A 24740-nucleotide genomic window follows, 5' to 3' on the forward strand; every position below is an offset into this window, starting at 1 on the left:
TACTTATCCTCGGGGTACTTAGTTCTTCACGTAGCCGTTGGGGTTGAGTACGAACTTTGTTGCCGCTCCGGCGTCGAATTCGGCGTAGCCGCGTGGCGCGTCCTCGAGCGGGATGGCCGTAGCGTTGACGGCCTTGGCGATCTGGACCTTGTCATGAAGGATGGCCATCATGAGTTGACGGTTGTACTTCATGACAGGGCATTGCCCGGTGGTGAAGGACAGGGACTTGGCCCAACCGGTGCCCAGGGACAGCGAGAGCGAACCGTGCTTGGCTGCCTCATCGATTCCGCCCGGATCGCCCGTGACGTAGAGGCCGGGGATGCCCAATGACCCTCCGGCCGCCGTGATGTCCATCAGCGAGTTCAGCACGGTGGCCGGTGCCTCATGCGATGCGTCCTTGCCGTGTCCGCGGGCCTCGAAGCCCACGGCATCCACGCCGCAGTCCACTTCCGGCACGCCGAGGAGCTGTTCCATCTGGTCTTTGGGGTCGCCCTTCGATACGTTGACGGTTTCGCAGCCGAAGGAGCGCGCTTGTGCGAGGCGGTCTTCGTTCATGTCACCCACAATGACGACGGCGGCCCCCAGCAGTTGCGCGCCGACGGCGGCGGCGATTCCCACGGGTCCGGCCCCGGCGACGTACACAGTGGAACCGACGCCCACGCCGGCAGTGACGGCACCGTGGAAGCCGGTGGGGAAAATGTCCGAGAGCATGGTGAGGTCCATGATCTTTTCCAGGGCCTGGTCACGGTCGGGGAAGCGCAGCAGGTTCCAGTCAGCGTAGGGGACCAGTACGAACTCGGCCTGTCCACCCACCCAGCCACCCATGTCCACGTAGCCGTAGGCGCTGCCGGGGCGGTCCGGGTTGACGTTGAGGCAGATCCCGGTCTTTTGTTCCTTGCAGTTCCGGCAGCGGCCACAGGAAATGTTGAACGGCACCGAGACGATGTCGCCCACCTTGATGAACTCGACGTCGGGACCCACCTCCACCACTTCGCCCGTAATTTCGTGGCCAAGGACCAGGTCTTTCGGCGCGGTGGTGCGGCCTCGGACCATGTGCTGGTCCGAGCCGCAGATGTTGGTGGTCACGGTGCGCAGGATGACGCCGTGGGGTACCTTTCGGCCGACGTTGGCCGGATTGACCCCTGGCCCGTCCTTGAGTTCGAACGTGGGGTACTCGGTATTGATGATTTCTACGACACCGGGTTCCTTGTAGGCGACTGCTCTGTTTCCTGACATGACACTCCTTAGGGTGTTTGGTGGTGCGGAAATGTGGGGCTGGCCAGTTGCCCGAAAGCGGTGCTCCGATGAGGAAATACCTCCCCAGGTTTCAGGCATCGAAGCACCTTTTACGGGCAACTGATCAGCTGTCTTTCTTGGCTTAGGCGCTGGCGGTGGGCCGTTCCAGCCTGATGATCACGGACTTGGATGTCGGCGTTCCGCTGGTGTCTGCCACGGAGTCCAGCGGTACAAGGACGTTGGTTTCGGGGTAGTAGGCCGCCGCGCAGCCTTTAGGGGTGGAGTAGGCAAGGATTCTGAAGTTCTCCGCGACCCGGTCGGTGCCCTGGAACTCGGACACCAGGTTGACCACGTCCCCGTCCGCGAAACCGAGTTCGTGGATGTCGTCGGCGTTGATCAGGACCACGCGTCTGCCGCCGTGAATGCCGCGGTAGCGGTCATCCTTGCCGTAGATGGTGGTGTTGTACTGGTCGTGTGAACGGAGGGTCTGAAGTACCAGCCGGCCGGCCGGGATCTTGATGTATTCCAGTTCGTTACCCGTGAAGTGCGCCTTTCCGGACACGGTGTCGAACTTCCTGGCGTCGCGCGGCGGGTGCGGAAGGACAAAACCTCCGGGATGCTGGATGCGGTCTTCGAAATCCTTGAAACCGTCAAAGACTGCCTCGATGTGCTGGCGGATGAGGGTGTAGTCGTCCCGCATGGACAGCCAGGCTGCCCTGGGGGTGTTGGGCCTGCGCACGCTGTCATCGGTGAAAAGCCTGTGGGCGAGGTTGCAGACGATTGCCACTTCGGAATGCAGGTGCTCACTGGCCGGCTTGAGCCGTCCCCGCGATGCGTGGACCGCGCTCATGGAGTCCTCCACGGTGACGCGTTGGTCGCCGGTCAGCTGGGTGTCCTTCTCGGTCCGTCCAAGGGTGGGCAGGATCAGTGCCCGTTGTCCCGTGGACAGGTGGGAGTGGTTCAGCTTGGTGGAGATCTGGATGCTCAACCGTGTGTTGGCCAGTGCTTGTTCGGTGACATCCGAGTCGGGGGCCGCCCGGACGAAGTTCCCGCCCATTCCCATGAAAACCCGTACCTTGCCGTCACGCATGGCCCGGATCGCTGCCACGGTGTCGTAGCCGTTTTCCCTGGGGGAGCGGAATTCGAATTCGTGGTCCAGCCGGTCGTGGAACGCCTCCGGCATCTTTTCGAAAATTCCCATGGTGCGGTCGCCCTGGACGTTGGAGTGGCCACGCACCGGGCAAACACCTGCCCCGGGTTTGCCGATGTTGCCTTGGAGGAGCAGGACGTTGACTACGTCGCGCAGGGTAGGAACGGAGTGTTTGTGTTGCGTAAGGCCCATGGCCCAGCACACGATCGTGGCATTTGAGGCGAGCAGCCGTTCCCCGGTGGAATGGATCTGTTCCAACGTGAGGCCGGTTGCCTCCACAATGTCCTCCCACTCCACTTTCTCCAGGTAGCGCAGGTAGTCGTCGATTCCCACGGTGTGGTTGGTGATGAATTCGTGGTCCAGGACGGTTTGCATTCCCGGAGTTTTCCGCCCGGCCGCTTCGGCCTCCAGCAGGTATTTGCCCAGGCCCTGGAAGAGGGCCTGGTCTCCGCCGGCGCGGATCTGCAGGAAATCGTCCGTCAGCTGCGTTCCTACCACCATCCCGGCGACGTGCTGCGGATTCTCGAAGTGCAGGAGCCCGGCTTCAGGGAGGGGATTGACGGACACGATCACCGCGCCGTTCTTCTTGGCCTTTTCCAGGGCACTGAGCATGCGGGGGTGGTTGGTGCCGGGATTCTGGCCCGCGACGAAGATCAGTGACGCCGTTTCCAGGTCTGTCAGGCTGACGGAGCCCTTCCCGATGCCAATCGTTTCGACAAGGGCTGAACCGGAGGATTCGTGGCACATGTTGGAACAGTCAGGGAGGTTGTTGGTGCCCAGGCCCCGCACCAGGAGCTGGTACACGAAAGCTGCCTCGTTCGAGGTCCTGCCGGAGGTATAAAACACGGCTTGGTCCGGATGGTCCATGCCTCGAAGCTCCTCGGCCATGAGGTCGTAGGCTTCGTCCCACCCGATGGGACGGTAGTGGGTGGCGCCCTCATCAAGGAACATGGGATGGGTGAGCCGGCCCTGCTGGCCCAGCCAGAAGTCATCGCGGGTTTTCAGCTCAGCCACCGAGTGCTGCGCGAAGAATTCGGGAGTGACCCGGCGTCGGGTGGCTTCCTCGGCGACGGCCTTGGCGCCGTTCTCGCAGAATTCGGCCGCGTTGCGCTTTTCGTGTTCGGGCCAGGCGCATCCCATGCAGTCGAATCCATCGAGCTGGTTGACCGCCAACAAGGTCTGGACGCTGCGGACCGGACCCATCTGTTCCAGCGAGATCTTCAGGGCATTGGCCACGGCGGGGATGCCCACAGCCTTGGTCTTGGGTTTGGTGACTGTCAGCTTTGACTCGTCAATGTTCTCGCGTGGAGCTTTGGAATGCATGGAAACCCCTTCAGATCCGGGAAGTGGAAGCAGTGAGCAGAGTGGTCCGGGACTGCTGCCGCGCGGCTTCCACGGTGTGCAGCAGCAGGAGCGCAGTGGTCACTGATCCGACGCCGCCCGGAACCGGACTCAACCCGGCGGCAACGCCGGTGACGCTGGCCTCGTCAACATCCCCTACAAGGGAACCGTCGGGCAGGACATTGGTGCCGACGTCGATCACCACCGCCTCCGGCGTCACATGGCTGCCCTTCAGCAACCCGGTCCGTCCGGCGGCTACAACCACGACGTCGGCTGGCCGGGTGTAGCGTTCCAGCGGTCCGGATTTGGAGTGGCAGATGGTGACGGTCGCGTCCCGTTCGAGGAGCAGCAGGGACAGCGGCTTGCCCACTACGGCGGAACGCCCGACGACGGCCACGCTTCTTCCAGCGACGGGAACCTCGTAGTGGTCCAAAAGTTCAACAACGGCGCGCGCCGTGGCCGGAGCGAACGCGGGCTGGCCGACAGCCAGGCGTCCGAGACTGAGTGGATTGGCGCCGTCGATGTCCTTATCCGAAGCTATGAGGCCCACCAGCGCGTCAGCCCGGACGCTGGCAGGCAGCGGCGTCTGGAGGATGATGCCGTTGACGGAAGGTTCAGCGCTCAGGTCCCTCAACACCCCGGCGAGTGCTTCTTCGGTGGCGTCGTGTCCAAGGTCGACGATCCGGCAGTCGATTCCTGCGCGTTCGGCTGAACGCTCGATGGAACGGACATACCAATGTGTGGACTCGACCTCTGTTGCCACCACCACGGCCAGGACGGGTCGGAGGCCACTGGCCCCAAGGAGGCGGGCTTCGTCCTGTGCCCGCTGCTGGATGAGGCCGGCGAGCCTCTTGCCGGACAGTACTGAGGTGTTCAAGCGAGGATCCTTTCGCGGACGCGCTTCGTCAGGGAATCGGCCGCGAGGACCACCTTGTCCTCGAGTCCGTCGGTCTGTTCAGCCAAGCGGGACCGGGCAGCGCCATCCTTGATGGCAACTACGTTGATGTCTATATTGACGCGGGCCGTGGTGGCCGCAGCGCGGGCGGCATCCGCTGCTGCGGCGATGTCGCTGATGACATTGGGATTTGCCACGTCAAAGAGCTCGGCGGCAAGGTCCACTACGTTTTCGGCAAGCTTGATGAGCTGCGCGGGAGTTTGGGCGGCTTGGACCAACGCGTCCTGGATGGCCGCCGTGCGTGCAGCTTTGAGTTCGTCCGTACCCGAGGGGAGCTTGTAGGAGTCGATGACGCCTTGGAAAGCATGCTCGTCGGCGTCGGCGAGGCGCAACGCTTCAACCACCAATTGGTCCGCCTCGGTGGTGATGCGGGCGACGTGATCGGCGTACTGCTCGTATTTCGGACCGGTGGTGTACCTGGCCACCATTCCCACCAGCGCCGCACCTTGGGCAGCGTGAACTGCTGCGGCAGCGCCCCCTCCCGGGGTGGGCTGGCGTGAAGCGAGCCTCGCGAGGTAGCCGGTGATGGTTTCTGAACTGATCATGAGTCTTCCTGGGCTGAGGTGGAGAAGCATGGGAATGGCAGCGGCCCGGACCTGGTTGCGATGGGTTGGGTCCGGGCCGCTGGCCGACTGGGGCGCCGCGCCTTAGCCGCGGAGCCTGCTCATGGTGGGGTCGTACAGCGGATCTTCGGTGACGGTCGCCTGGATGCGGCGTCCGAAGTATTCGATTTCCACGGAGTCACCAAGGGACACTGCGGCTGGCAGGTACGCGTAGGCAATCGGCTTCCGGACCGTGTAGCCGTAAGCGGCGCTGGTGACGTAACCAACGGCCTGGTCCTTGTAGAACACCGGTTCCTTGCCCAACACCAGGCTCCTGCCGTCGTCGACCGTCAAGCAGCGCAAGCGGCGGGCGGAGCCTTCCTCGGTGCGTCCTTCGAGTGCGGCCTTGCCGATGAAGTTCTCCTTGGTCATCTTCACGGCGAAGCCCAGGCCGGATTCGTAGGGGTCGTGCTCGGTGGTCATGTCGCTTCCCCACGAGCGGTAGCCCTTTTCGAGGCGCAGCGAGCTGAACGCGGCACGGCCTGCGGCAATGACACCGAATGGCTGGCCAGCCTTCCAGAGCGCATCCCAGAGGCGCTGGCCGTTGTCCGCACTGGTGTAAAGCTCCCAGCCGAGTTCACCCACGTAGGAAAGGCGCATGGCCGTAACAGTGACGCCGCCGATGGTGACCTTCTTGGCGCGGAAGTACTTCAGGCCGTCGTTGGTGAAGTCGTCACTGCTGGCGTTGCTCATCAGGTCCCGGGCCAACGGACCCCACAGGCCGATGCAGCAGGTTCCGCCCGTGGTGTCGCGGACCTGGACCCAGTCGCTGGCGCTTCCGTTCTTGGTCTGGTGACGGGCCGCGCGCTCAAAGTAGGCGGTGTCGATGTTGCCGTTGGCACCCAGCTGGAAGGTCTCCTCATCCAGGCGGGCAACCGTGATGTCGCTTCGGATACCGCCGGCTTCGTCCAGGAGCAGGGTGTAGGTGACGGCACCGGGCTTCTTGGCGAGGTCGCCGGTGGTCAGTTCCTGCAGGAGCTTGAGGGCTCCGGGGCCGGAAACTTCCAGGCGCTTCAGCGGCGTCATGTCGTACATGGCAACTGCCGTGCGGGTCTTCCAGGCTTCCGCTGCAGCGATGGGGGAGCTGAACATCCCGGACCAGGCGTCACGTGCAGGTGGCTGCCACTCGTCCGGCATTTCCTTCAGCAGTTCCGCGTTGGCCTCGAACCAGTACGGGCGTTCCCAGCCGGCGCCTTCCAGGAAGTAGCCGCCGAGCTGCTTGTGGCGGGCATGGAAGGGGCTGACGCGGAGGTTGCGGGGGGAGAGCTTGGGCTGGAGCGGGTGCATGACATCGTAGATTTCCACGAAGTTCTGCTGGGACGTCTCGCTGACGTACTCCGGCGTGAGCTGGACCTCTTCGAAGCGGTGGATGTCGCAATCGCCAAGATCAATCTTCGATTTTCCGTCTACCAGGAGCTCTGCCACCGCGCGGGCGATGCCGGCGGAGTGGGTGACCCAGACGGCCTCGGCAACGAAGAAACCATCCACTTCCTTGGACTCGCCCACCAGGGAGCCGCCGTCCGGGGTGAAGGAGAAGATGCCGTTGAAGCCATCCTCGATTTCGCTCTCGCGCAATGCCGGAAGGATTTGCTTGGTTGCTTCCCACGCGGGGAGGAAGTCTTCGAGCGTGAAGTCCAGGCGTGACGGCATGTTGTGTTCGCTGATGCTGCTGGGCTCGTAGTCGCCGAGCTCATCCAGGTCCACCGGCATGGGGCGGTGTGCGTAGGAGCCGATGCCGTAGCGCTCGCCGTGCTCGCGGTAGTAAAGGTCCTGGTCCTGGTGGCGCAGGATGGGCAGTGAAGCACCGTTGGGCTGCGGGTTCTTACCCTTCTGGGCCGGCACCGGAGTGGTCTTGACGTACTGGTGTGCCAGCGGCAGGAGCGGCACGGCCATGCCGATCATTTCGCCGATCTTGGCGCCCCAGAAACCGGCGCAGGAAACCACGATGTCGGCGGGGATGACGCCGTCCGCGGTCTGGACACCCGTAACGCGGCGGTCCTCCTGCTCGATTCCGGTGACGGTGGTGTTGCCCAGGTAGGTGACGCCTGCGGCCTCAGTGCGCTTGATGAGCAACTGGACTGCGCGGGCGGCAAGGGCCAAGCCATCGCTGGGGACGTGTAGTCCGCCTAGGATGTCTTCCTCGTTGATGAGCGGGTACAGCTCCTTGCACTCTTCCCGGGAGAGGATCTGGCCATCAATGCCCCACGCCTGCGCATAGCCGAGCTTGCGCTTGAGGTCCGCCAAGCGGGTTTCGGTGGTGGCAACTTCAAGGCCGCCTACCTGGTTGAAGCAGCTTTGGCCGTCCTCCGTGAGGGACAGGAGCTTTTCCACCGTGTACTTGGCGAAGAGAGCCATGGACTTGGAGGGGTTTGTCTGGAAGACCAGGCCCGGTGCGTGCGAGGTGGACCCGCCAGGCATGTTCAGTGGTCCCTGGTCCAGGACGGTGATGTTGTTCCAACCACGGGTGACGAGTTCGTCGGCGAGGTTGGTGCCGACGATCCCGGCTCCGATGATGACAATGCGAGGCGTGGTTGCCATGAAGAATTCTCCTGCTGAAGTTCGTGGGTCTGGGGCTGGGGCGGGCTGGTTAGCGGAAGACGATCGTGCTGGTCTGGTCCAGGAGGACGCGGTGTTCGCAGTGCCAGCGGACGGCACGGGAAAGCGCAAGGGCTTCGGCATCCTGGCCCACGGTGGCAAGGGCATTGGGACCGTAGCTGTGGTCGACGCGGATGACTTCCTGCTCGATGATCGGGCCCTCGTCCAGTTCCGCAGTGACGTAGTGGGCTGTTGCACCCACCTGCTTCACTCCGCGGTCATAAGCCTGGTGGTAGGGGCGGGCACCCTTGAAGCCGGGCAGGAAGGAGTGGTGGATGTTGATGGCCCGGCCTTCGAGCTTGCGGCACAGATCGTCGGAGAGGACTTGCATGTAGCGTGCCAGGACCACGAGGTCGGCCTCGTATTCGTCCACCAGATCCAGGAGCCTCTGCTCCGCTTCGGCCTTGGTGTCCGCGGTGACGGGAACGTGGATGAAGGGCAGGCCCGCTGCCTCGGCCATGGCGCGGTGGGTCTCGTGGTTGGAGACCACTGCCACCAGCTCGCCGCCAAGGCTGCCCCCGCGCCAGCGGAAGATGAGGTCGTTGAGGCAGTGGCCAAACTTGGAGACCATCACCAGGACCCGCTGCTTGGTTTCGCCGTGGAAGCTGAACTTCATGTCGAAGCGGTCCGCGATGGAGCGGAACTCGTCTTCAAGCTGTTCCGGTGTGTAGTTCTTGGCGCCGGAGAAGGCCGTGCGGAGGTGCAGGGTCTGGCGGAGGCTGTCGTCAAACTGCTGGTGTTCTTCGATATTGAAGCCTCGGTCGAAGAGGAAGGTGGTGACTGCCTGCACGATGCCGGGTTGTTCTACGCACGACAGTGTGAGTACGAACTTCTGCGCCTGCTCGTCCTTGAGCTGGCCGCGTTCAGCCGGAAGAGTGCTGAGGTGGGGGTCTGAAGCTACGAGGGTCATGTGTCCTCCTGGGATGTTTGCCTAGATATATTCTTGGGACGTGAACTGATATATTAGGATTGGAAATCAGCGTATACTGGTGTCCAGGGCAGGTCAATAGATTTCCCGTTCTTGATAAAGGAGTTGGCTCGTTGGCTACTGGAACTCTTGCAAGCATCGGCGACGCCACCAGGAAATCGCTGGCTGGCGTGGCCTATGAACGGCTGCGTGATCGACTCCTGATGCTTGAGATCAAACCGGGGGACATCCTCAACGACGAGCAACTCGCCAAGGAACTGGAAGTAGGGCGCACTCCCGTTCGGGAAGCCCTGAAGCGGTTGGAGCTGGACCGCCTGGTGATTACCTACCCGCGGCGGGGAACGTTCGCCACCCGTGTGGAGGTGACCGACCTGGCCTTCATCTCCGAAATCCGGGCTCAATTGGAGCCCCTTGCCGCAGCCCGTGCCGCACGCGTCGCCTCGGCCGCCACCAGGGAGCAGCTGCGGAGCGTGATGCGGGCTGTGGAGAACTTTGATGTCAGCGCCGCCTCGGTAGTGGAGACGCTACGGCTCGACGCAAGCGTTCACCAGGGCATTTACGCAGCGGCTGCGAACCCGCACCTGGAAGACATTCTGATCCGTTACGACAACCTGGCGACGCGTATCTGGTGCATGGTGCTGGACCGCTTGCCAGACCTGGAACATCACGTCCGCGAGCATCTGGACCTCCTGAAGGCAGTTATCGACGGCAACGAAGATGAAGCCGCCGAGCTCGCCAGGGTCCATGTCAACGGGTTTGAGCGAGCCGTCCGTCAGGCGTTGTTCGCGGCATAGGGGCAGTAGTTCCGTTGACGCGACAGCTCCCGTGAGGACGGTTGACGCGGCGCTAACGGCCTTGCATACTGGATCTTTCTTCTAATATATCATCCGTATATCAGGGGTCGGCTGGCTGTTACCCAGCGTCCAGCCGGTGCTTGTGATGGAATCCCCCCAATTCCCCGGAGTATCACATGACTACACGACACCCTCTTTCTGAACACATTCCCTTCACGGGCAGCGCGATGGCCGGCATCAACGTCGGCGAGATCCTGCAGTCCCACCGCTTCGTCGAGCGCGGCTGGTGAGTGGGATGCCGCAGACGACGCAGGCCAGGACGGTGGACGGGCGAGCCTTGCGCAAGGACTGGGCCCAGCTGACGGGACATGTGGTGGAAGTGTGGCTCGAGGGTGACCGCGTAATGACCGGCGTGGTGGAACAGGCGGCGGCGGATGACTCCGTCCTTTGGATCGCAGCGCACGGAGCCGATCGGCGGAAGCTTTTTGATCAGTCCACCGGGTACGAGGTGTGGGCCTAGCCCTACAGCGAACGTGCCAGGCTCAGGCCTCATCCTCGGGCCGGGCCGTGAGGATGCGCTGCGCCGTCTTCTGGAGGATGTCCAGTGACTCCTTGATGAGGGGCGAGGCCATGCTTCCCCTCCGCACCGCAGCGACGATGCGGCGTGCAGGCTTGCCCTTGCCCGTAATGCGTAGTCGGACCACGTTTTCGGCACCGTGCAGTGGTGCGAGCCGCGGCAACAGGCCGACGCCCAGCCCTGCTCCCACGAAGGCGATCTGGGTCTCCCATTCCACGGCCTCATGGGCTATCCGCGGTGTGACTCCGACGGCGGTGAACGCCGCCGTGAACAGGGAATGGTAGGTGGAGCCGGCCGCCTCGGTGATCCATGGTTCGGATGCCAGCTCTTCGAGTGTCACTGTTGCACGGGTCGCCAGTGGGTGGTCGGCGGGAATGATGACGTCCAGGGGATCGTCCAGCAGGACGGTTTGCTCGAAACGCGGATCGTCCTCCCCGTATGTGTCGGACTGCATGGCAACAATGACTGCGAGATCGATTCGCTCGGCAACCAGCAAATCGAAGCAGCGTGAGGGGTTGGCCTCCAGTACCTGCACTTCCAGGAGGGGCCGAGTTGTGCGGAGCGTAGCGGCCAGCGGCGCGAGTAACTGGGCTGCCGCCGTCGAAAATCCGCCGAGGCCAAAGTGGGACTGGACCTGGTCGCCGGCCTTCATGGCAGCGGCCCGCAGGTTCTCCCAATCCGCAATCAGAGTGTCTGAACCGGAGACGAGGAAGCGGCCAGTAGCCGTCAGGCGCACGCCCCGGCCATCCTTGGTGAGCAGTTGCATCCCCAGCATGCGTTGGAGCTCGCGCAGCTGGGCGGAAACTGCGGAGGGGGAGTAGCCGGTGAGTTCCGCGGTTGCCCCGACGGTGCCGCAGCGGGCAAACACCCGGAGGGTAATCAGCCGTGGATCGATCATGCACCCATCATGCACCTAATGTGCAGAGTTATCTCCTAAATGTTGCGCTTTTGTTGCAGGTCGATCGTCCCTAATCTCTTACTACGAAGACTTCGAAAACGCCGGGCGCAAAGAAGCACCTGCGGCATCCCCAAAACACGTACTCACCCAGCCTCCCGGGAGGAACCCCATGACTGCTCCAGTGAACTCACCCCTCAAAGCACGCGGAAAACTCGCCGCCACATTGCCCGCCGAGCAGCTCGCTGAAATTACGGAGTTGTTCGAGTTCCGCCGCCCCGGGTATTCCCTGGACGCCCCGTTCTACACGGACTCCACGATCTTCAAAATCGACATGGAAGCCATCTTCGGCCAGCACTGGATCTTTGCCGGAAGCGTTGCCGAACTGCCGGAACCCGGCGACTACATCACGGTGGACTACGGCCCCTACTCCCTGATCGTGCTGCGCAACGACGACGGCGGCGTCAACGTCCTGCACAACGTGTGCCGCCACCGCGGCGCCCGCGTCCTGACCGAATCCACCGGCTCCACGGGAAACCTGGTGTGCGGCTACCACTCCTGGACGTACTCGCCCGAGGGCAACCTGATCCACGCTTCGGCACCCGGTGAGGCCAAGTTCGACAAGAACTGCTTCGCCCTCAAGCGGGCCCACAGCCGTGAGGTCGCCGGCCTCATCTTTGTCTGCATCGCCGACGAGCCGCCCACCGACTTCGACGAGACCTCCAAGATCTTCGAGCCGTACCTCGCGCCCCACGATCTGTCCAAGACGAAGATTGCCTACCAGCAGAACATCATCGAAGAGGGCAACTGGAAGCTCGTCATGGAGAACAACCGTGAGTGCTACCACTGTGATGGGCACCCGGAACTTGCCTGCTCCCTCTTCCCCACCTGGGGCCTCACTGAGGGCCTGATCCCGGCGCACCTCGAGGAAGTGTGGGACCGCAACAAGGAAGCACAGTCCTCGCTGGAAGAGCGCTGCCGCCGCTACGGCCTTCCCTATGAAGTGGTCGAAGAGCTGGACACGCGCATCGCGGGAATCCGCATCTCACGCGAATCGCTGGACGGTGAAGGCGAATCGTTCTCGGCCGATGGCCGGAGGCTCTCCAAGAAACTGCTCGGCGACTTGCGGGACTTCCGCCTTGGCCGCTGTTCGATGCACCTGCAGCCCAACAGCTGGTTCCATTTCCTCGGTGACCACGTGATCACCTTCGGAGTCTTCCCCATCAACGAACACCAGAGCCTTGTCCGCACTACGTGGCTGGTGGCCGACGACGCCGTAGAAGGCGTCGACTACGATCTGGACAAACTCACGTACACCTGGAAGCAGACGAACCTGCAGGACAAGGCGTTCGTGGAGCTCTGCCAGAAGGGCGCCGGCAGCCCCGCCTACGAGCCCGGCCCGTACATGAAGAGCGAATACCAGGTGGAGGCCTTCATCAACTGGTACGTGCAGCGCGTTCAGGAGCACCTGGCATGACCGAACTCCTCACTGAGACGGCAATCCAGGAACCACAGCGTATACGCGGTCTTGAAATGCCGTGGAACAGGGTCATGGGCAGCGCTGAGGCGCCAGCCCGTGCGGCCCGTGCGCTGGGCCCGTGGCATCCCCAGGAGTTCATGGCTGAATGCGTGGAGACTGTTCCCGAAGCGGGCGGCCTCATGACCTTCGTCTTCCGGCGCTGCGATGGTGCGCCCTTGGCGTTCCGTGCCGGACAGTACGTCAACATCGCATTCCCAGTGAACGGCGAGGACCAGGAGCCGGTGGACCGCAGCTACTCGTTGTCCAGTTCCCCCACCGAGCCGTGGACTTTCAGCATCAGCGTCAAGCGCGACGCCGGGGGTCTGGTTTCGCCGTGGGTGCATGAGAACGTCAAGCCCGGCACGGTGCTGGAGATGCTCGGTCCCGTGGGAGCCTTCCACCTGCCCGACGCCGACCGGCGCGCCCGCTACCTGCTGCTGGCGGCCGGCGCAGGCATCACCCCCATCATGTCCATGGTCCGGACCATCCATTCCCTGCCCGGCCACGCCGACGTTGTGGTGCTGTACCACGGAGCTGAGGCCGGAGGCTTCGCGTTTCACCGGGAGCTGGCGTACATCGCCTACGTGGATTCCCGCGTCAAGGTCTTCTACTCCTTGGGCGACCGCAGCAAGCCGGAGGGATGGGAAGGGTTCAGCGGACGGCTGACGGCGGTCATGCTCGACGAGGTGGCCCCTGATGCCAACGGCAGGCAGGTCTATGCCTGTGGTCCGGAGGGCTACCTGAATACAGCCACGGAGCTCCTGAAGAAGGTGGGCGTCGACGACACGTCCATCTACATGGAGTTCTTCACCGGCGACCGCCAAACGCTCCTGGAGTACCAGGCAGAATTGGCCATCGCGGCCGACATTGCCGAGGAAATCGCGGACGAGATCGCCGATTCTGCCGAGGATTACTTTGAAAGCCAGCCAGCCGCGTTCGGTCTCTACGAGCCCGGCTACGACGCGGAAGGGACACTGGAAGCGTCCGGGCTCACCCTGGAAACCGTCGACGCCGGAGCCTCGGCTTCCGAAGCGAATGACGGCGGGACCGGGGACGGCGCGGCGACCGCGCCCGAGGCTGCAGCACCTGATGCTTCGAGCTTCGAGACCGTTGGAACCGGAAGCCTCACCCTGTCCTTCATGCGGACCGGCATCAATGTGCGCATCGACCCGAGCGAACATATCCTCGGGCCGGCCCAGCGCGCGGGTGTCAGGATAGGTGCCAACTGCAAGGAAGGAATGTGCGGTTCGTGCAAGGTGGTCAAGCTGTCAGGCGAGGTCGAAATGAACCACCAGGGCGGAATCCGGTCGCGGGAAATCGACGCCGGCAAGTTCCTGCCCTGCTGCTCCACGGCACGCACCGATATGGTGATCGACGCCTAGCTGTTACCGGAAGTCCCGCACTGTGGGCCAGAGCAATGGCCTCAGTGCGGGACCGGACGTCCAGCTTCCGGAACTGGCAGCGAAGGAACTCAAGGCAGCCATCCAGTAACAGACTTCCGTGCCTAGGTTTTGTCGGGAGTCCGGTGATGCGCCCGCTCAACAAGGTCGGTCATCCACGGCCGTTGCCCGTGATGGACTGTGAGGCCTTCGGGAATGCCCTTGACCGTGGCTTGCGTGCCTGCCGCGTCAATGGTGATCCGCGCGCTGCCCATGGGCGCGTTGCGGATGTGCAGGTCCCCGAACGACGGCGGCAGCACCGGGTCCAGCCAGATGCCGCCCAGTGAGATGTGGGTGTCGTAGCGCAGCAGGCTCATGACCAGATGGATGGGCGTGGTGGCGGCCCATGCCTGCGGCGAGCAGGCCGTCGGATAAGGGACGGGCTCCCGGAATTGAGTGCGGTCGAATCCGCAGAAGAGCTCGGGTAAGCGGTCGCCTGAGATCTCGGCGGCTTCCAGCATGGCGGTTGCTATCCGTTGGGCTTCCTCCACGAAGCCATAGCGGAGCAGCCCGGACACGATCAACGCATTGTCATGCGGCCATACGGAGCCGTTGTGATAGCTGGCGGGGTTGTAGGCGCCCATGTCTTTGGCGAGCGTTCGGACACCCCATCCGCTGAACATTTCGGGGGACATCAGCCGCTCCACCACGGCGGGGGCCTTGTCGTCGTCAATCAAACCGAACCACAGGCAGTGGCCCATATTGGAAGCACAAGCGTCCACGGGGCGCTTGTCGCGGTCGAGTGCCACAGCGTAGTAGCCCTTGTCGGGCATCCAGAACTGTTCGTTGAACCGCTTCTTAAGGTCCTCCGCGCGTTCCCGCAGGCTTTCCGCCAAGGTGAGGTCGCCGTCGTCGTACGCCATCCAGGCGCGCGCCACATAGGCGCCATGCACGTACGCCTGGACCTCGCACAGCGCCAGGGGCGGTTCAGCCAGGGTGCCGTCCGCAAAATTGATGCCGTCCCACGAGTCTTTCCAGCCCTGGTTGATGAGTCCGTGCTCGTTGGGCCGCCCGTACTCCACGAACCCGTCGCCGTCCCGGTCGCCGTAGGTCCGGATCCACTCCAGGGCACGGTCCGCGTGGGGGAGCAGGCCCGAGATCGCGTCTTTGCCGAAACCCCAGCGGCTCACCGAGCCAAGGACCACCACAAACAGCGGTGTTGCGTCCACGCTCCCGTAATAAGCGGATTTGCCGCCCAAGGCCAGGCCCCCGGAGACCCCTAGCCGGACCTCGTGCAGGATCTTCCCGGGTTCTTCTTCGGTGGCCGGATCCACCACCGTGCCCTGGCGGTCGGCCAACGTTCGGAGGGTGCCCAAGGCCAGGGAGGGGTCTACGGGGAGGGCCATCTCGGACGCCCACAGGGAGTCCCGGCCGAACAGCGTCATGAACCACGGGGCGCCGGCGGCCACCACCACCCTTTCGGGGTGGTCCGGATCCTGGATGCGGAGCGCGCCGAGGTCCTCGTAGCTGCGGCGGAGGGTGTCTTCGATTGACCGGTTGCTGAGCTGCACGACGGGGATCCGGGCTACCCAATCCTGCCTGCGCTGATCGCTGGGCGAGAGCCCGACCGGATCCTGATGGGTGAAAGCGGCCCCGGCGCTTTGTTGCTTTGGCACCACGCTGGCACGCGTACTCCAACTCCCGAACGCGGGAATTTTGGCCGTGAAACCCAATGCCCTGGCACCTGCACCGGCGCCATCGGCCCGGATCACCACACTTTTCCGGATTTCCTCCCATTTTCCGCGGATTTCCAGGGAATCGCCGTCAGGCAGGTGGGTTTCGGTCCATTGCCGCGTAATCCGGGCTTCCTTGACTTCGAAAAGATCGGCGAAATCCGATTCGGCAGAAAGCAGGATGCGGCATTGCGTCGCTTGGTTTGAGTAATTCCGGACGGTGATTTCTTCGCGGATTCCGTTACCGACTTCCCGAAGCCGCTCCACCAGCAAGGGGCTGTCGGCGTGCCCATCCGGACGGGGAACCCTCCCGACAAACGACGCCCGGTACGGTTCCCTGGTTTCTGCCGCCAAGGGTTCGATGACTTGTCCGTTGACAGTGAGCTCCCATTTGGACAGGATCCGAGTGTCCAAATGGAAGACGCCGTGGGGCAATTCAGGATGGATGTCGCCGTTGGCGGAGGAGATGCAGAAAGACGAGCCTTCCACCAAGGTCAGTGTCCCGGCACCAAGCGGTCCGGCTGCTGTGTCAGCGTTCCATCCAGCCACGAGACGCTCCTTACCGATCCGCTTGAGCTGCCGCCGCTGCCGCCTGTCCGGCCGCTTGTGGAGATGAAGTCGACGCTACGCCGACGCGAGGGGCGGCGCCAGATCCCGGCCGCTCTTTATGACCTCTCAACGCAAGGATGTGCCGGTCCGTCACCAAGAGTTAATCTGCTTTCCTCTTCTGGGTAGCCAGAAGAGGGCTATAGTAGGCAAATAGGACATTCGCTGATGCAGCCCGGCGGCCCCTACTTCTCTAAGAAGAGGCCCCGAAAAATGACCGACACCCAAATCAGCAAATTTCTGAGCGACTCCGTGGTGTTCGAGGACGACACTGAGAAGGGCTTGGATTTTGACACACTCTACGGCCTGTACATCAGTTGGTGCGTACTCGGCCGGAAGGTCCCGATTCCTGACTCCGCATTCAAGACCGCGCTGGCCCTCGAAGGACTCAAGCCGGCCAAGGAAAACGGACAGCGGATCTACCCGGGCATGAGCATGGTTGGCGCCGCTGCACGGGACTATGTGGTTAACTCCCTTCCCATGTGGACTGAGACCGCCACCAGCATCCCGGTTCAAGAGCTCATCGATGAGGAAGCTGTCGCTTCCATCGCCTGACCGGACTTGACCCGAACTGAATACCCGCACAGCCCATGCCCCCTAGGATTTGATAGGGGCATGGGCTGTTCCTATTTTCCGGCCGCCCGCTGAAAGGAAAGATGTGAAGCCTTCCGTCGTTTGGTTCCGTGACGACCTCCGCGTGGCTGACAATCCGGCGCTGCGTGCCGCCGTCGATGATGGGGCGGCTGTTGCCCTGTACGTCCTCGACGAAGAATCGCCCGGCGTCCGTCCCCATGGCGGGGCGGCGCGGTGGTGGCTGCACCACTCGCTCACAGCGCTGCGTGAAGACCTCGCCGCCCTTGGCATCCCGTTACTGCTCCGTCGCGGACCGGCTGGTGAGGTTGTCCAGCAAACGACGACGGCGATAGGTGCCGGCGCGCTGTACTGGAACCGCCGGTACGGTTCCGCCGAGCGAACGGTCGACGCCGGCATCAAGTCGTGGGCGGGCGACGCCGGACTGCACGCCTCAAGTTTTCAGGCATCGTTGCTCCACGAGCCGTGGGAGGTAACTACCAAGACCGGTGGCCAGTACAAGGTCTTCACTCCCTTTTGGCGGACGATTTCCGCGCAGGAATTCCGTGAACCTTTGGCTGTCCCGGAGAAAGGCCATGGCTTCACCGGTGCGCTACCGGCCTACGAGGACCTCGAATCGTGGTCGTTGCTGCCCACCAAGCCTGACTGGGCAGGAGGGCTGGCTGAAACGTGGACGCCGGGGGCAGCCGCAGGGCATAAGCGCCTGGCGGAGTTCGTGGACCAAGGGCTTTCCAACTACAGCGAGGGCCGTAATCGTCCCGATACCGATGGCAGCAGTTGCCTGTCGCCGTATCTGCGGTGGGGTGAGCTGAGCCCCTTCCAGGTGTGGCACGCGCTGGGTTCCCGGCGCTCAGAAAGTGCTTCGATCTACGCTTCGGAGTTAGGGTGGCGGGAGTTCTGCTGGCACCAGTACTTCCACAATCCGCACCTGGCTACTGCCAACCTGCGCACTGAATTTGACCGGTTCCCTTGGGCTTGGCCCGGCTCCGACGGGAGCGGCGGCCAGCACCCGGGCCACGAGTCCGCCCCTGAGGAGTTCCGCGCCTGGCAGAAGGGCCGCACCGGTTTCCCCATGGTTGACGCGGGGCAGCGGCAACTGTGGCACACCGGCTGGATGCACAACAGGGTACGCATGGTTGCTGCCAGCTTCCTGGTGAAGAACCTTGGCATCCATTGGCAGCTGGGCGAGCAGTGGTTCTGGGACACCCTGGTGGATGCCGATCCGGCGTCGAACCCCGCCAACTGGCAGTGGGTGGCCGGCTCCGGAGCGGACGCTTCCCCGTTCTTCCGGATCTTCAACCCGGAGGCCCAGCGCGTCAAGTTCGATCCCCAGGGAAAGTACATCGCCCACTGGATTCCCGAGTTCGGCACGCCTGACTACCCGGAGGGGATCGTGGACCTCAAGACCACCCGGGCGGAGGCGCTGGAGGCCTACAAGGGGATGAAGGAGGTCCACTAGGGGCTGCCACGCCCGGAAAACAGCCCTCTGGAAATTAGTAGGAAGTCCGAGTATATTCGGGTTCAGAGATGACCTGGATCACAGTTGGTCACGTGTTCCCCGCCTTGGTCCCAGACCCAGCGGCACGGCAGTCATTCACGATGCAAAGGAGCATTCCACCATGGTGCGCGAGCTTTCACACTACGTAGACGGCCAGAGGATCGACGGCACGTCCGGCCGGTTCAGCGACGTCTATGACCCCTGCACGGGCGAAGTCCAGGCCCGGCTTCCGCTGGCCAGCGCTGACGAGGTCCGCGACGCCGTCGCAAATGCCGAGAAGGGCCAGCTCGAATGGGCTGCCATGAACCCGCAACGCCGGGGACGCATCCTGCTCAAGTTCGTGGACCTGGTCAACGAAAACATGGACGAGCTCGCCAAGCTCCTGTCCTCCGAGCACGGCAAGACGTTCGCGGACGCCAAGGGCGATATCCAGCGCGGCATCGAGGTTGTCGAGTTCTCCGCCGGTGCGCCGCATCTGCTCAAGGGCGAGTTCTCGGACAACGCCGGCCAGGGGATCGATGTCCACTCGCTGCGCCAGCCCTTGGGCGTCGTCGCGGGCATCACGCCATTCAACTTCCCGGCCATGATCCCGCTCTGGAAGTCCGGCCCGGCCCTCGCAGCCGGTAATGCGTTCATCCTCAAGCCCTCCGAGCGCGATCCTTCCGTCCCCCTGCGCCTGGCCGAGCTGTACAGCGAAGCGGGTGTCCCCAACGGTGTCTTCAACGTCATCAACGGCGACAAGGAAGCCGTTGACGCACTCTTGGAGGATCCCCGGGTGAAGGCCATCGGCTTCGTCGGCTCCACGCCGATCGCCCAGTACATCTACGCCACCGCAGCAGCGCACGGGAAGCGCGCGCAATGCTTCGGTGGGGCCAAGAACCACATGGTGATCATGCCCGACGCTGACCTGGACATGGCCGCCGACGCCCTGATCGGTGCCGGGTACGGTTCCGCAGGCGAACGCTGCATGGCGATCTCCGTTGCGGTGCCGGTTGGGCAGGAAACCGCCGATGCGCTGGTGGCCAAGCTGACTGAGCGTGTCAAAGACCTGAAAGTTGGCCACAGCCTGGACAAGGACTCGGATTTCGGGCCCGTGGTGGCAGCATCCGCGAAGGAGAGGATCGAGGGCTACATCCAATCCGGCGTGGACGAGGGCGCAACCCTGGTTACCGATGGTCGCGGCCTCACCGTGGACGGCTACGACGGCGGCTTCTGGGTTGGCCCCACGCTCTTCGACAACGTCACCAAGGACATGAAGATCTACAAGGAAGAGATCTTCGGACCGGTCCTTAGCGTGCTGCGCGCGGCTGATTACGACGAAGCGCTCAGGCTCTGCAGCGAACACGAGTTCGGCAACGGCGTCGCAATTTTCACCCGCGACGGCGACTCCGCCCGCGACTTCGCCAGCCGAGTCGAGGTTGGCATGGTGGGCATCAACGTCCCCATTCCCGTCCCGATCGCGTACTACACCTTCGGCGGCTGGAAGGCGTCCGGCTTTGGTGACCTCAACCAGCACGGTGCCGACGCTTTCCGGTTCTACACCAAGACCAAGACCGTGACGTCGCGGTGGCCCTCCGGCATCCGCCAGGGCGCCAGCTTCGTGATGCCGGCAGGCAGCTGATGGGGGCCTTGGAGACAGAAGACGTTCTTTTCGAGCGCCGCGGACACCTCGGCATCGTCACGCTCAACCGCCCCAAGGCAGTCAACGCGCTGAATGCCGGGATGGTGAAGGCCATGCTCCAGCAGTTGACCGACTGGGCCGACGACGACGCCGTCGCCACAGTTTTGGTGCGCGGCGCCGGCGACCGTGGGTTGTGCGCCGGCGGAGACATCGTGGCCATCTACAAGGACATGCTCCACGGCGGGACGGAAACAGCAGAGTTCTGGGCCGACGAGTACCGCCTCAACGCGCTGATCTCGCATTATCCCAAGCCGTATGTCGCCTTCATGGACGGGCTGGTGCTGGGCGGCGGGGTGGGTGTTTCGGCGCACGGTTCGGTGCGTGTGGTGACCGAACGGACCCGCACCGGCATGCCCGAAACCACCATCGGATTCGTGCCCGACGTCGGCGGCACCCTGTTGCTGTCACGGTCACCGGGGGAGACCGGAACCCACGCGGCGCTAACAGGCGCGCACCTTTCCGGTGCGGACGCCCTGTTCCTTGGACTGGCGGACCACTTCGTCCCGTCCGAAAGCCTCCCCGCGCTGGCGGAAGCGCTGGAAAGCTCGACGGCGGCAGCCGCCGTCGAGCGCTTCGCCCAAGCCGCGCCGGACTCGCAACTGGCGGCCCAGCGTGAGTGGATCGACGCCGCCTACGCGCATAACGACGCCGAAGAGATCGTGCGGTCCCTGCGCGCCGGCTCCGCAGAGGCGGTTGCTGCGGCTGACACCATCGGGGCGAAATCGCCGACGTCGGTGAAGGTGGCGCTCGAATCCCTGCGTCGGGTCCGGGGGTTGTCCCTCGAAGAAGCGCTGGACCAGGAATACCGGGTGGGGCTTCGCTGCCTGGCCGGACCCGACTTCCGCGAAGGCATCCGTGCGCAGGTGGTGGACAAGGACCGCAACCCGCAATGGAAGCCGGCGACCCTCGCGGAAGTCCAGGCGTCCGACGTCGAAGGCTACTTCGCGCCGCTCGGCGAACGGGAGCTGGGACTCGCCAGCGCGTCCGTCGAAGCCAAGTGACAAGCAGTAGGCAGACAGTGTCCAGCAGCCAGTTGAAGGAGACCACATGACAGAGAACGCAGAATCGGCAACGGGACGCATCGCTTTCCTGGGACTCGGCCATATGGGTGGGCCAATGGCTGCCAACCTGATCAAGGCCGGGCATGACGTCATCGGCTTTGATCCGGTACCAGCGGCCGTCGAAGCAGCCGCGGCGCACGGGATCCCCATGGCCGCTACCCCGGCGGAGGCCGTGGCGGAGGCATCCGTCGTGCTGACCATGTTGCCCAGTGGGAAGCACGTCCTGGACGCATACCGGGGCGTTGGAGGGCCCGGCTTGTTGACCGTGGCGCGCCCGGACACGCTGTTCCTGGACTGCTCAACCATCAACGTGGACGAGGCCCGCGAGGCAGCCGTCATCGCAGTTGAAGCCGGCCACCGTTCCGTGGACGCCCCGGTTTCCGGCGGTGTGGTGGGGGCCGAAGCGGGGACCCTGACCTTCATGGTGGGGGCCTTGCCGGAAGACTTCGAAACGGTGAAGCCGATCCTGGAACTGATGGGCAAACGGATTGTGCACTGCGGTGACCACGGCGCCGGTCAGGCTGCGAAGGTCTGCAACAACATGATCCTGGGGGTGTCCATGATTGCTGTCTCAGAGGCCTTCGTGCTGGGCGAGAAGCTCGGGCTGACACACCAGGCGTTGTTCGACGTAGCCTCCAATGCGTCCGGGCAGTGCTGGGCGCTGACCACCAACTGTCCGGTTCCTGGTCCTGTTCCTACAAGCCCCGCCAACCGTGACTACCAACCGGGTTTTGCCGGTGCATTGATGGCCAAGGACCTGCGCCTGGCACTGAACGCGCTGGAGAGCACGGGCGTTGCCGCGGAAATGGGGCCATTGGCGTCCCGGATCTACGACGCCTATGCGGCCGGGGAAGGTGCCGGCAGGGATTTCTCGGGCATCATCACCGATATCCGCGAAAAGTCTGTGTGAGAGTCTGGCCTGATGAGCATTAGCGAGAGGGAGCGAATGACGGAGCAGTACCAGAACATCGTGGTGGAGCAGCGGGGACGGGTTGGTTTGGTGACGTTGAACCGGCCCTCGGCGTTGAATGCGCTCAACACGGCTCTCATGAACGAACTCGTTTCCGCGGTGCGGGACATGGATACCGATCCCGGCATCGGCGCCGTGGTGATCACCGGTTCCGCCAAAGCCTTCGCTGCCGGCGCCGATATCAAGGAGATGTCCTCCAAGAGCTACATGGAGATGTATGCCGCGGATTGGTTCCGGCATTGGGAGGACCTCACCCGGCTGCGGATTCCCGTGATCGCCGCAGTATCCGGGTTTGCCTTGGGCGGGGGATGCGAGCTGGCCATGATGGCCGATTTCATCATTGCCGGGGACAACGCGAAATTCGGCCAGCCGGAGATCAACCTGGGAGTGATCCCGGGCATGGGTGGCTCGCAGCGGCTGACACGCGCCGTCGGCAAAGCCAAGGCGATGGACATGGTGCTGACCGGGCGGTTCATGGACGCCGAGGAGGCCGAACGCTCCGGACTGGTCTCTCGGGTGGTTCCTGCGGCCGAGGTGGTGGACGAAGCACTGAAGGCAGCCGAAGCCATCGCGTCCAAGTCGAAGCCCGCTGCGATGGTTGCCAAGGAAGTGGTCAATGCGGCCTTTGAGATGGGCCTGGCCCAGGGCGTGGTGTTCGAACGCCGGGTGTTCCACTCGCTCTTCGCCACCGAGGACCAGAAAGAAGGCATGGCCGCGTTCAGCGAGAAGCGCCAGCCGGAATTCAAGCACAGGTAACCCGCAACGTGCCCGGACGCCACAGGCGGGGCAGTCCGGGTTTTGGGTGCTGCGTGGATAGACTCATGGCACTTACGAATGGGGAGAGAACATGTCAACGGAGATCGTTCAGGCCGGGCAAGCTGATACGTCCTTGCAGCCGGTCAACCGCCAAGCAATCGTGGCCGCGGCCATGGCCGTGCTCGCCATCGTTGGCCTGTTCTTCGCCGGCATGGCCGTCATCGCGATCTTCGTCGTGGGTGCAGGCCACGTCGCCTTGAACCAGATACAGCAGCGAGGCGAACGGGGACGTGGATTCGCCCTTGGAGCCCTGGTTGTCGGCTACGGCATTGGGATACTCTCCCTCGGCTCGGCGCTGATCTTCGCCGTGACCTCAGCCGCGTCCTAGCGCTGCCCGCCCGGGGGGTGGTTCAGTACACCGACCCCTGAAGAAGTTCCGAGAGCCGGCCGGCGGCACGCCTGAGTTCGGGTACTCCGGACGTGAGCGCTGCCTCGTTGGCTGCTTCCACTGGACTGGTCAGCGAGATTGACTCACTGGCCCGTTGGCCGGGATGCGGGACTGCAACCGCGATGGACAGGACCCCTGTGGCGCGCTCGTCCTCGGAATAGGCGAAGTCCGCACCGTCCTCGGGAAGCCTGGACCTTAGCTCAGCTGCAGTAAATGTGTCCGCCTCGTGGCCTGCGGTGATTGCTGCGGCCGCCACTTGTTCCAGTTCGTCGTCGGGCAGGGAAGCGAGCAGGATCTTCCCAGCTGCACCAACCGTCAGCGGCAGTCGCTTGCCCAGGGGGAGGTCGTAGCGGAGCGGAGACTCGCCATCGACGCGGGCTACCAGGATGCGCTCAAAGCCGAGCCTGGTGTACAAAGACGCGGTGAGACCCGTCTGTGAGGCCACTTGTTGAAGTATGGGGCGGGCCGCAACCACCAAGGGGTCATTCTCGATATAGCTCCGGGCGGCCGGGAGAACTGCCGGCCCCACACGGTACGACTTGTCCGTTTGGCTCACCATGCCGAAGTCCTGCAGCACCCGGAGGATCCGGAGTGTGGTCGGCAGGCTCATCCCGCAGGTCCTGGCTAAATCACTCAGCCGCTGCGGGCGTTCGGCGCGCTGCAGCTCCGCGAAAACTTCCATGGCCCGGGATAGCGAGCGCATGTTCGCAGCCTTGGGCCCTTCTTCGGCTGAGCTGGCGGAATGCGTGGAGCTGACAATCATCCTTTCATTCTATGTAACTTCCTTGTGCTTGACAGGCATTGTGGCTCCTGTCACTATTTCTCTATACGCAATGTTCTTTCATTCTATGAAACACAAGATCCCACAACGAAGGGGATCGCGGAGTGGAAGAACCAAGAAATACGTGAGAAGGAATCCATGACAACGGAGTCACTCAGGGTCGGGCCCACAACGCGGGGTCGCATGGCAAAGTCCGTGCTGGCGGGTATTGCCGCCTTCGCTGCAGTGGGCGTTTATGTACTGGTCAGTTCCGTCGGCCTTGGTCTGTGGACCAGCCTGGGTCCAGGGCCCGGGTTGTTCCCCTTCGCCATGGGTGGCCTGCTGGTTGCGATGGCTGTGGTGTGGCTGTTCCAGGAACTCAAGAACCCCAGCGAAACGCCCCAGGGAGTTGACGGCGGTGTGGTGATCTCCGTCGTCGTGAGCCTCGCGGTCCTTGCGGCCGTGCTCGATTTGATCGGCTTCCAGCTCAGCATGTTCCTGTTCCTGATGTACCACCTGAAGGTGCGGGGGCGCAGGGGCTGGGCCTCATCCCTGATCATTGCGCTGGCTGGGAGCGTCGGGGCGTTCTACGCCTTCAACTACGGGCTCAACGTCACCCTGCCCTCGGCCGGCATTTCCCTTTTGAACTCGATCGGACTTTAGAC

At 63.5% G+C, this 24740-nt stretch carries 21 protein-coding genes; 12 read left to right on the plus strand and 9 right to left on the minus strand.

Features of this window, described 5'->3' with window-relative positions:
• Window positions 1-18: 18 nt before the first annotated feature.
• From fdhA to purU, 6 genes are all read right to left on the minus strand, one after another.
• A complete protein-coding gene (fdhA, locus tag AC5RU9_RS09850; RefSeq protein ID WP_494016288.1) occupies window positions 19-1236 on the minus strand; it encodes a formaldehyde dehydrogenase, glutathione-independent in 1218 nt (405 codons plus the stop codon).
• A gap of 142 nt (window positions 1237-1378) precedes the next feature.
• Window positions 1379-3709, minus strand: coding sequence for an FdhF/YdeP family oxidoreductase (locus AC5RU9_RS09855; RefSeq protein WP_494016289.1), 2331 nt, complete (start codon window positions 3707-3709; stop codon window positions 1379-1381).
• Between the two features lie 10 nt (window positions 3710-3719).
• The gene (locus tag AC5RU9_RS09860) at window positions 3720-4604 is read right to left on the minus strand and encodes a bifunctional 5,10-methylenetetrahydrofolate dehydrogenase/5,10-methenyltetrahydrofolate cyclohydrolase (protein ID WP_494016290.1); all 885 of its coding nucleotides are present in this window, start codon (window positions 4602-4604) and stop codon (window positions 3720-3722) included.
• A complete protein-coding gene (locus AC5RU9_RS09865) occupies window positions 4601-5227 on the minus strand; it encodes a cyclodeaminase/cyclohydrolase family protein (protein ID WP_494016291.1) in 627 nt (208 codons plus the stop codon). The genes AC5RU9_RS09860 and AC5RU9_RS09865 overlap by 4 nt, the downstream gene beginning before the upstream one ends.
• 102 nt (window positions 5228-5329) lie before the next feature.
• Window positions 5330-7822 carry a GcvT family protein gene (locus AC5RU9_RS09870; protein ID WP_494016292.1) on the minus strand — a complete coding sequence of 831 codons (2493 nt, stop codon included), beginning with the start codon at window positions 7820-7822 and terminating at the stop codon, window positions 5330-5332.
• 49 nt (window positions 7823-7871) lie between these two features.
• A complete protein-coding gene (gene purU, locus AC5RU9_RS09875) occupies window positions 7872-8789 on the minus strand; it encodes a formyltetrahydrofolate deformylase (RefSeq protein WP_211713843.1) in 918 nt (305 codons plus the stop codon).
• Between the two features lie 131 nt (window positions 8790-8920).
• On the opposite strand from purU, the gene AC5RU9_RS09880 reads away from it, so the two are divergent.
• Window positions 8921-9601, plus strand: a complete 681-nt coding sequence (locus AC5RU9_RS09880) for a GntR family transcriptional regulator (protein WP_494016293.1) — start codon at window positions 8921-8923, stop codon at window positions 9599-9601.
• A 295-nt stretch (window positions 9602-9896) separates the two neighbouring features.
• Window positions 9897-10121 carry a hypothetical protein gene (locus AC5RU9_RS09885; protein ID WP_211713841.1) on the plus strand — a complete coding sequence of 75 codons (225 nt, stop codon included), beginning with the start codon at window positions 9897-9899 and terminating at the stop codon, window positions 10119-10121.
• Window positions 10122-10143: 22 nt separating this feature from the next.
• On the opposite strand, the gene AC5RU9_RS09890 is transcribed toward AC5RU9_RS09885, so the two are convergent.
• On the minus strand, window positions 10144-11076 hold the full coding sequence (locus AC5RU9_RS09890; RefSeq protein ID WP_211713840.1) for a LysR family transcriptional regulator: 933 nt from the start codon (window positions 11074-11076) through the stop codon (window positions 10144-10146).
• 169 nt (window positions 11077-11245) lie between these two features.
• Here AC5RU9_RS09890 and AC5RU9_RS09895 point away from each other — a divergent pair, with 169 nt between their 5' ends.
• Both AC5RU9_RS09895 and AC5RU9_RS09900 read left to right on the plus strand, forming a co-directional pair.
• Window positions 11246-12550 (plus strand): aromatic ring-hydroxylating oxygenase subunit alpha, encoded by a 1305-nt coding sequence (locus AC5RU9_RS09895; protein ID WP_211713839.1) that lies wholly within the window; start codon window positions 11246-11248, stop codon window positions 12548-12550.
• Entirely contained in the window at window positions 12547-13974 is a 1428-nt protein-coding gene (locus AC5RU9_RS09900) for a ferredoxin reductase (RefSeq protein ID WP_494016294.1), read from the plus strand. Before AC5RU9_RS09895 ends, AC5RU9_RS09900 begins: the two co-directional genes overlap by 4 nt.
• A gap of 122 nt (window positions 13975-14096) precedes the next feature.
• Here the strand turns inward: AC5RU9_RS09900 and AC5RU9_RS09905 are convergent, their stop codons facing one another.
• Window positions 14097-16253 carry an amylo-alpha-1,6-glucosidase gene (locus AC5RU9_RS09905; RefSeq protein ID WP_211713837.1) on the minus strand — a complete coding sequence of 719 codons (2157 nt, stop codon included), beginning with the start codon at window positions 16251-16253 and terminating at the stop codon, window positions 14097-14099.
• A gap of 270 nt (window positions 16254-16523) precedes the next feature.
• Between AC5RU9_RS09905 and AC5RU9_RS09910 the strand changes: the two genes are divergently transcribed.
• From AC5RU9_RS09910 to AC5RU9_RS09940, 7 genes are all read left to right on the plus strand, one after another.
• Complete coding sequence (locus AC5RU9_RS09910; RefSeq protein WP_494016295.1) at window positions 16524-16865, plus strand: hypothetical protein; 342 nt, start codon at window positions 16524-16526, stop codon at window positions 16863-16865.
• Window positions 16866-16968: 103 nt separating this feature from the next.
• A complete protein-coding gene (locus AC5RU9_RS09915) occupies window positions 16969-18360 on the plus strand; it encodes a cryptochrome/photolyase family protein (protein WP_494016296.1) in 1392 nt (463 codons plus the stop codon).
• Window positions 18361-18520: 160 nt separating this feature from the next.
• On the plus strand, window positions 18521-20020 hold the full coding sequence (locus AC5RU9_RS09920) for a CoA-acylating methylmalonate-semialdehyde dehydrogenase (protein WP_211713834.1): 1500 nt from the start codon (window positions 18521-18523) through the stop codon (window positions 20018-20020).
• The gene (locus tag AC5RU9_RS09925; RefSeq protein ID WP_494016297.1) at window positions 20020-21081 is read left to right on the plus strand and encodes an enoyl-CoA hydratase/isomerase family protein; all 1062 of its coding nucleotides are present in this window, start codon (window positions 20020-20022) and stop codon (window positions 21079-21081) included. The genes AC5RU9_RS09920 and AC5RU9_RS09925 overlap by 1 nt, the downstream gene beginning before the upstream one ends.
• Window positions 21082-21127: 46 nt before the next feature.
• Entirely contained in the window at window positions 21128-22051 is a 924-nt protein-coding gene (gene mmsB, locus AC5RU9_RS09930; RefSeq protein ID WP_211713832.1) for a 3-hydroxyisobutyrate dehydrogenase, read from the plus strand.
• Window positions 22052-22087: 36 nt separating this feature from the next.
• Window positions 22088-22867 (plus strand): enoyl-CoA hydratase, encoded by a 780-nt coding sequence (locus tag AC5RU9_RS09935; protein WP_494016629.1) that lies wholly within the window; start codon window positions 22088-22090, stop codon window positions 22865-22867.
• A gap of 91 nt (window positions 22868-22958) precedes the next feature.
• A complete protein-coding gene (locus AC5RU9_RS09940; protein ID WP_494016298.1) occupies window positions 22959-23255 on the plus strand; it encodes a DUF4190 domain-containing protein in 297 nt (98 codons plus the stop codon).
• Between the two features lie 22 nt (window positions 23256-23277).
• Here AC5RU9_RS09940 and AC5RU9_RS09945 read toward each other — a convergent pair whose 3' ends face one another.
• Window positions 23278-24078 (minus strand): IclR family transcriptional regulator, encoded by an 801-nt coding sequence (locus AC5RU9_RS09945; RefSeq protein WP_494016299.1) that lies wholly within the window; start codon window positions 24076-24078, stop codon window positions 23278-23280.
• A gap of 156 nt (window positions 24079-24234) precedes the next feature.
• On the opposite strand from AC5RU9_RS09945, the gene AC5RU9_RS09950 reads away from it, so the two are divergent.
• Entirely contained in the window at window positions 24235-24738 is a 504-nt protein-coding gene (locus tag AC5RU9_RS09950; RefSeq protein WP_494016300.1) for a tripartite tricarboxylate transporter TctB family protein, read from the plus strand.
• Window positions 24739-24740: the final 2 nt, after the last annotated feature.

The sequence above is a fragment of the Arthrobacter sp. B0316-5-4 genome, from assembly GCF_059090325.1.

Bases quoted from the DNA above. Each gene is read 5' to 3' on its own strand.
- fdhA (WP_494016288.1), bottom strand. From the start codon at position 1,236: ATGTCAGGAAACAGAGCAGTCGCCTACAAGGAACCCGGTGTCGTAGAA.
- AC5RU9_RS09855 (WP_494016289.1), bottom strand. From the start codon at position 3,709: ATGCATTCCAAAGCTCCACGCGAGAACATTGACGAGTCAAAGCTGACA.
- AC5RU9_RS09865 (WP_494016291.1), bottom strand. From the start codon at position 5,227: ATGATCAGTTCAGAAACCATCACCGGCTACCTCGCGAGGCTCGCTTCA.
- AC5RU9_RS09870 (WP_494016292.1), bottom strand. From the start codon at position 7,822: ATGGCAACCACGCCTCGCATTGTCATCATCGGAGCCGGGATCGTCGGC.
- purU (WP_211713843.1), bottom strand. From the start codon at position 8,789: ATGACCCTCGTAGCTTCAGACCCCCACCTCAGCACTCTTCCGGCTGAA.
- AC5RU9_RS09885 (WP_211713841.1), top strand. From the start codon at position 9,897: ATGCCGCAGACGACGCAGGCCAGGACGGTGGACGGGCGAGCCTTGCGC.
- AC5RU9_RS09890 (WP_211713840.1), bottom strand. From the start codon at position 11,076: ATGATCGATCCACGGCTGATTACCCTCCGGGTGTTTGCCCGCTGCGGC.
- AC5RU9_RS09895 (WP_211713839.1), top strand. From the start codon at position 11,246: ATGACTGCTCCAGTGAACTCACCCCTCAAAGCACGCGGAAAACTCGCC.
- AC5RU9_RS09900 (WP_494016294.1), top strand. From the start codon at position 12,547: ATGACCGAACTCCTCACTGAGACGGCAATCCAGGAACCACAGCGTATA.
- AC5RU9_RS09910 (WP_494016295.1), top strand. From the start codon at position 16,524: ATGACCGACACCCAAATCAGCAAATTTCTGAGCGACTCCGTGGTGTTC.
- AC5RU9_RS09920 (WP_211713834.1), top strand. From the start codon at position 18,521: ATGGTGCGCGAGCTTTCACACTACGTAGACGGCCAGAGGATCGACGGC.
- AC5RU9_RS09925 (WP_494016297.1), top strand. From the start codon at position 20,020: ATGGGGGCCTTGGAGACAGAAGACGTTCTTTTCGAGCGCCGCGGACAC.
- mmsB (WP_211713832.1), top strand. From the start codon at position 21,128: ATGACAGAGAACGCAGAATCGGCAACGGGACGCATCGCTTTCCTGGGA.
- AC5RU9_RS09935 (WP_494016629.1), top strand. From the start codon at position 22,088: ATGACGGAGCAGTACCAGAACATCGTGGTGGAGCAGCGGGGACGGGTT.
- AC5RU9_RS09940 (WP_494016298.1), top strand. From the start codon at position 22,959: ATGTCAACGGAGATCGTTCAGGCCGGGCAAGCTGATACGTCCTTGCAG.
- AC5RU9_RS09945 (WP_494016299.1), bottom strand. From the start codon at position 24,078: ATGATTGTCAGCTCCACGCATTCCGCCAGCTCAGCCGAAGAAGGGCCC.
- AC5RU9_RS09950 (WP_494016300.1), top strand. From the start codon at position 24,235: ATGACAACGGAGTCACTCAGGGTCGGGCCCACAACGCGGGGTCGCATG.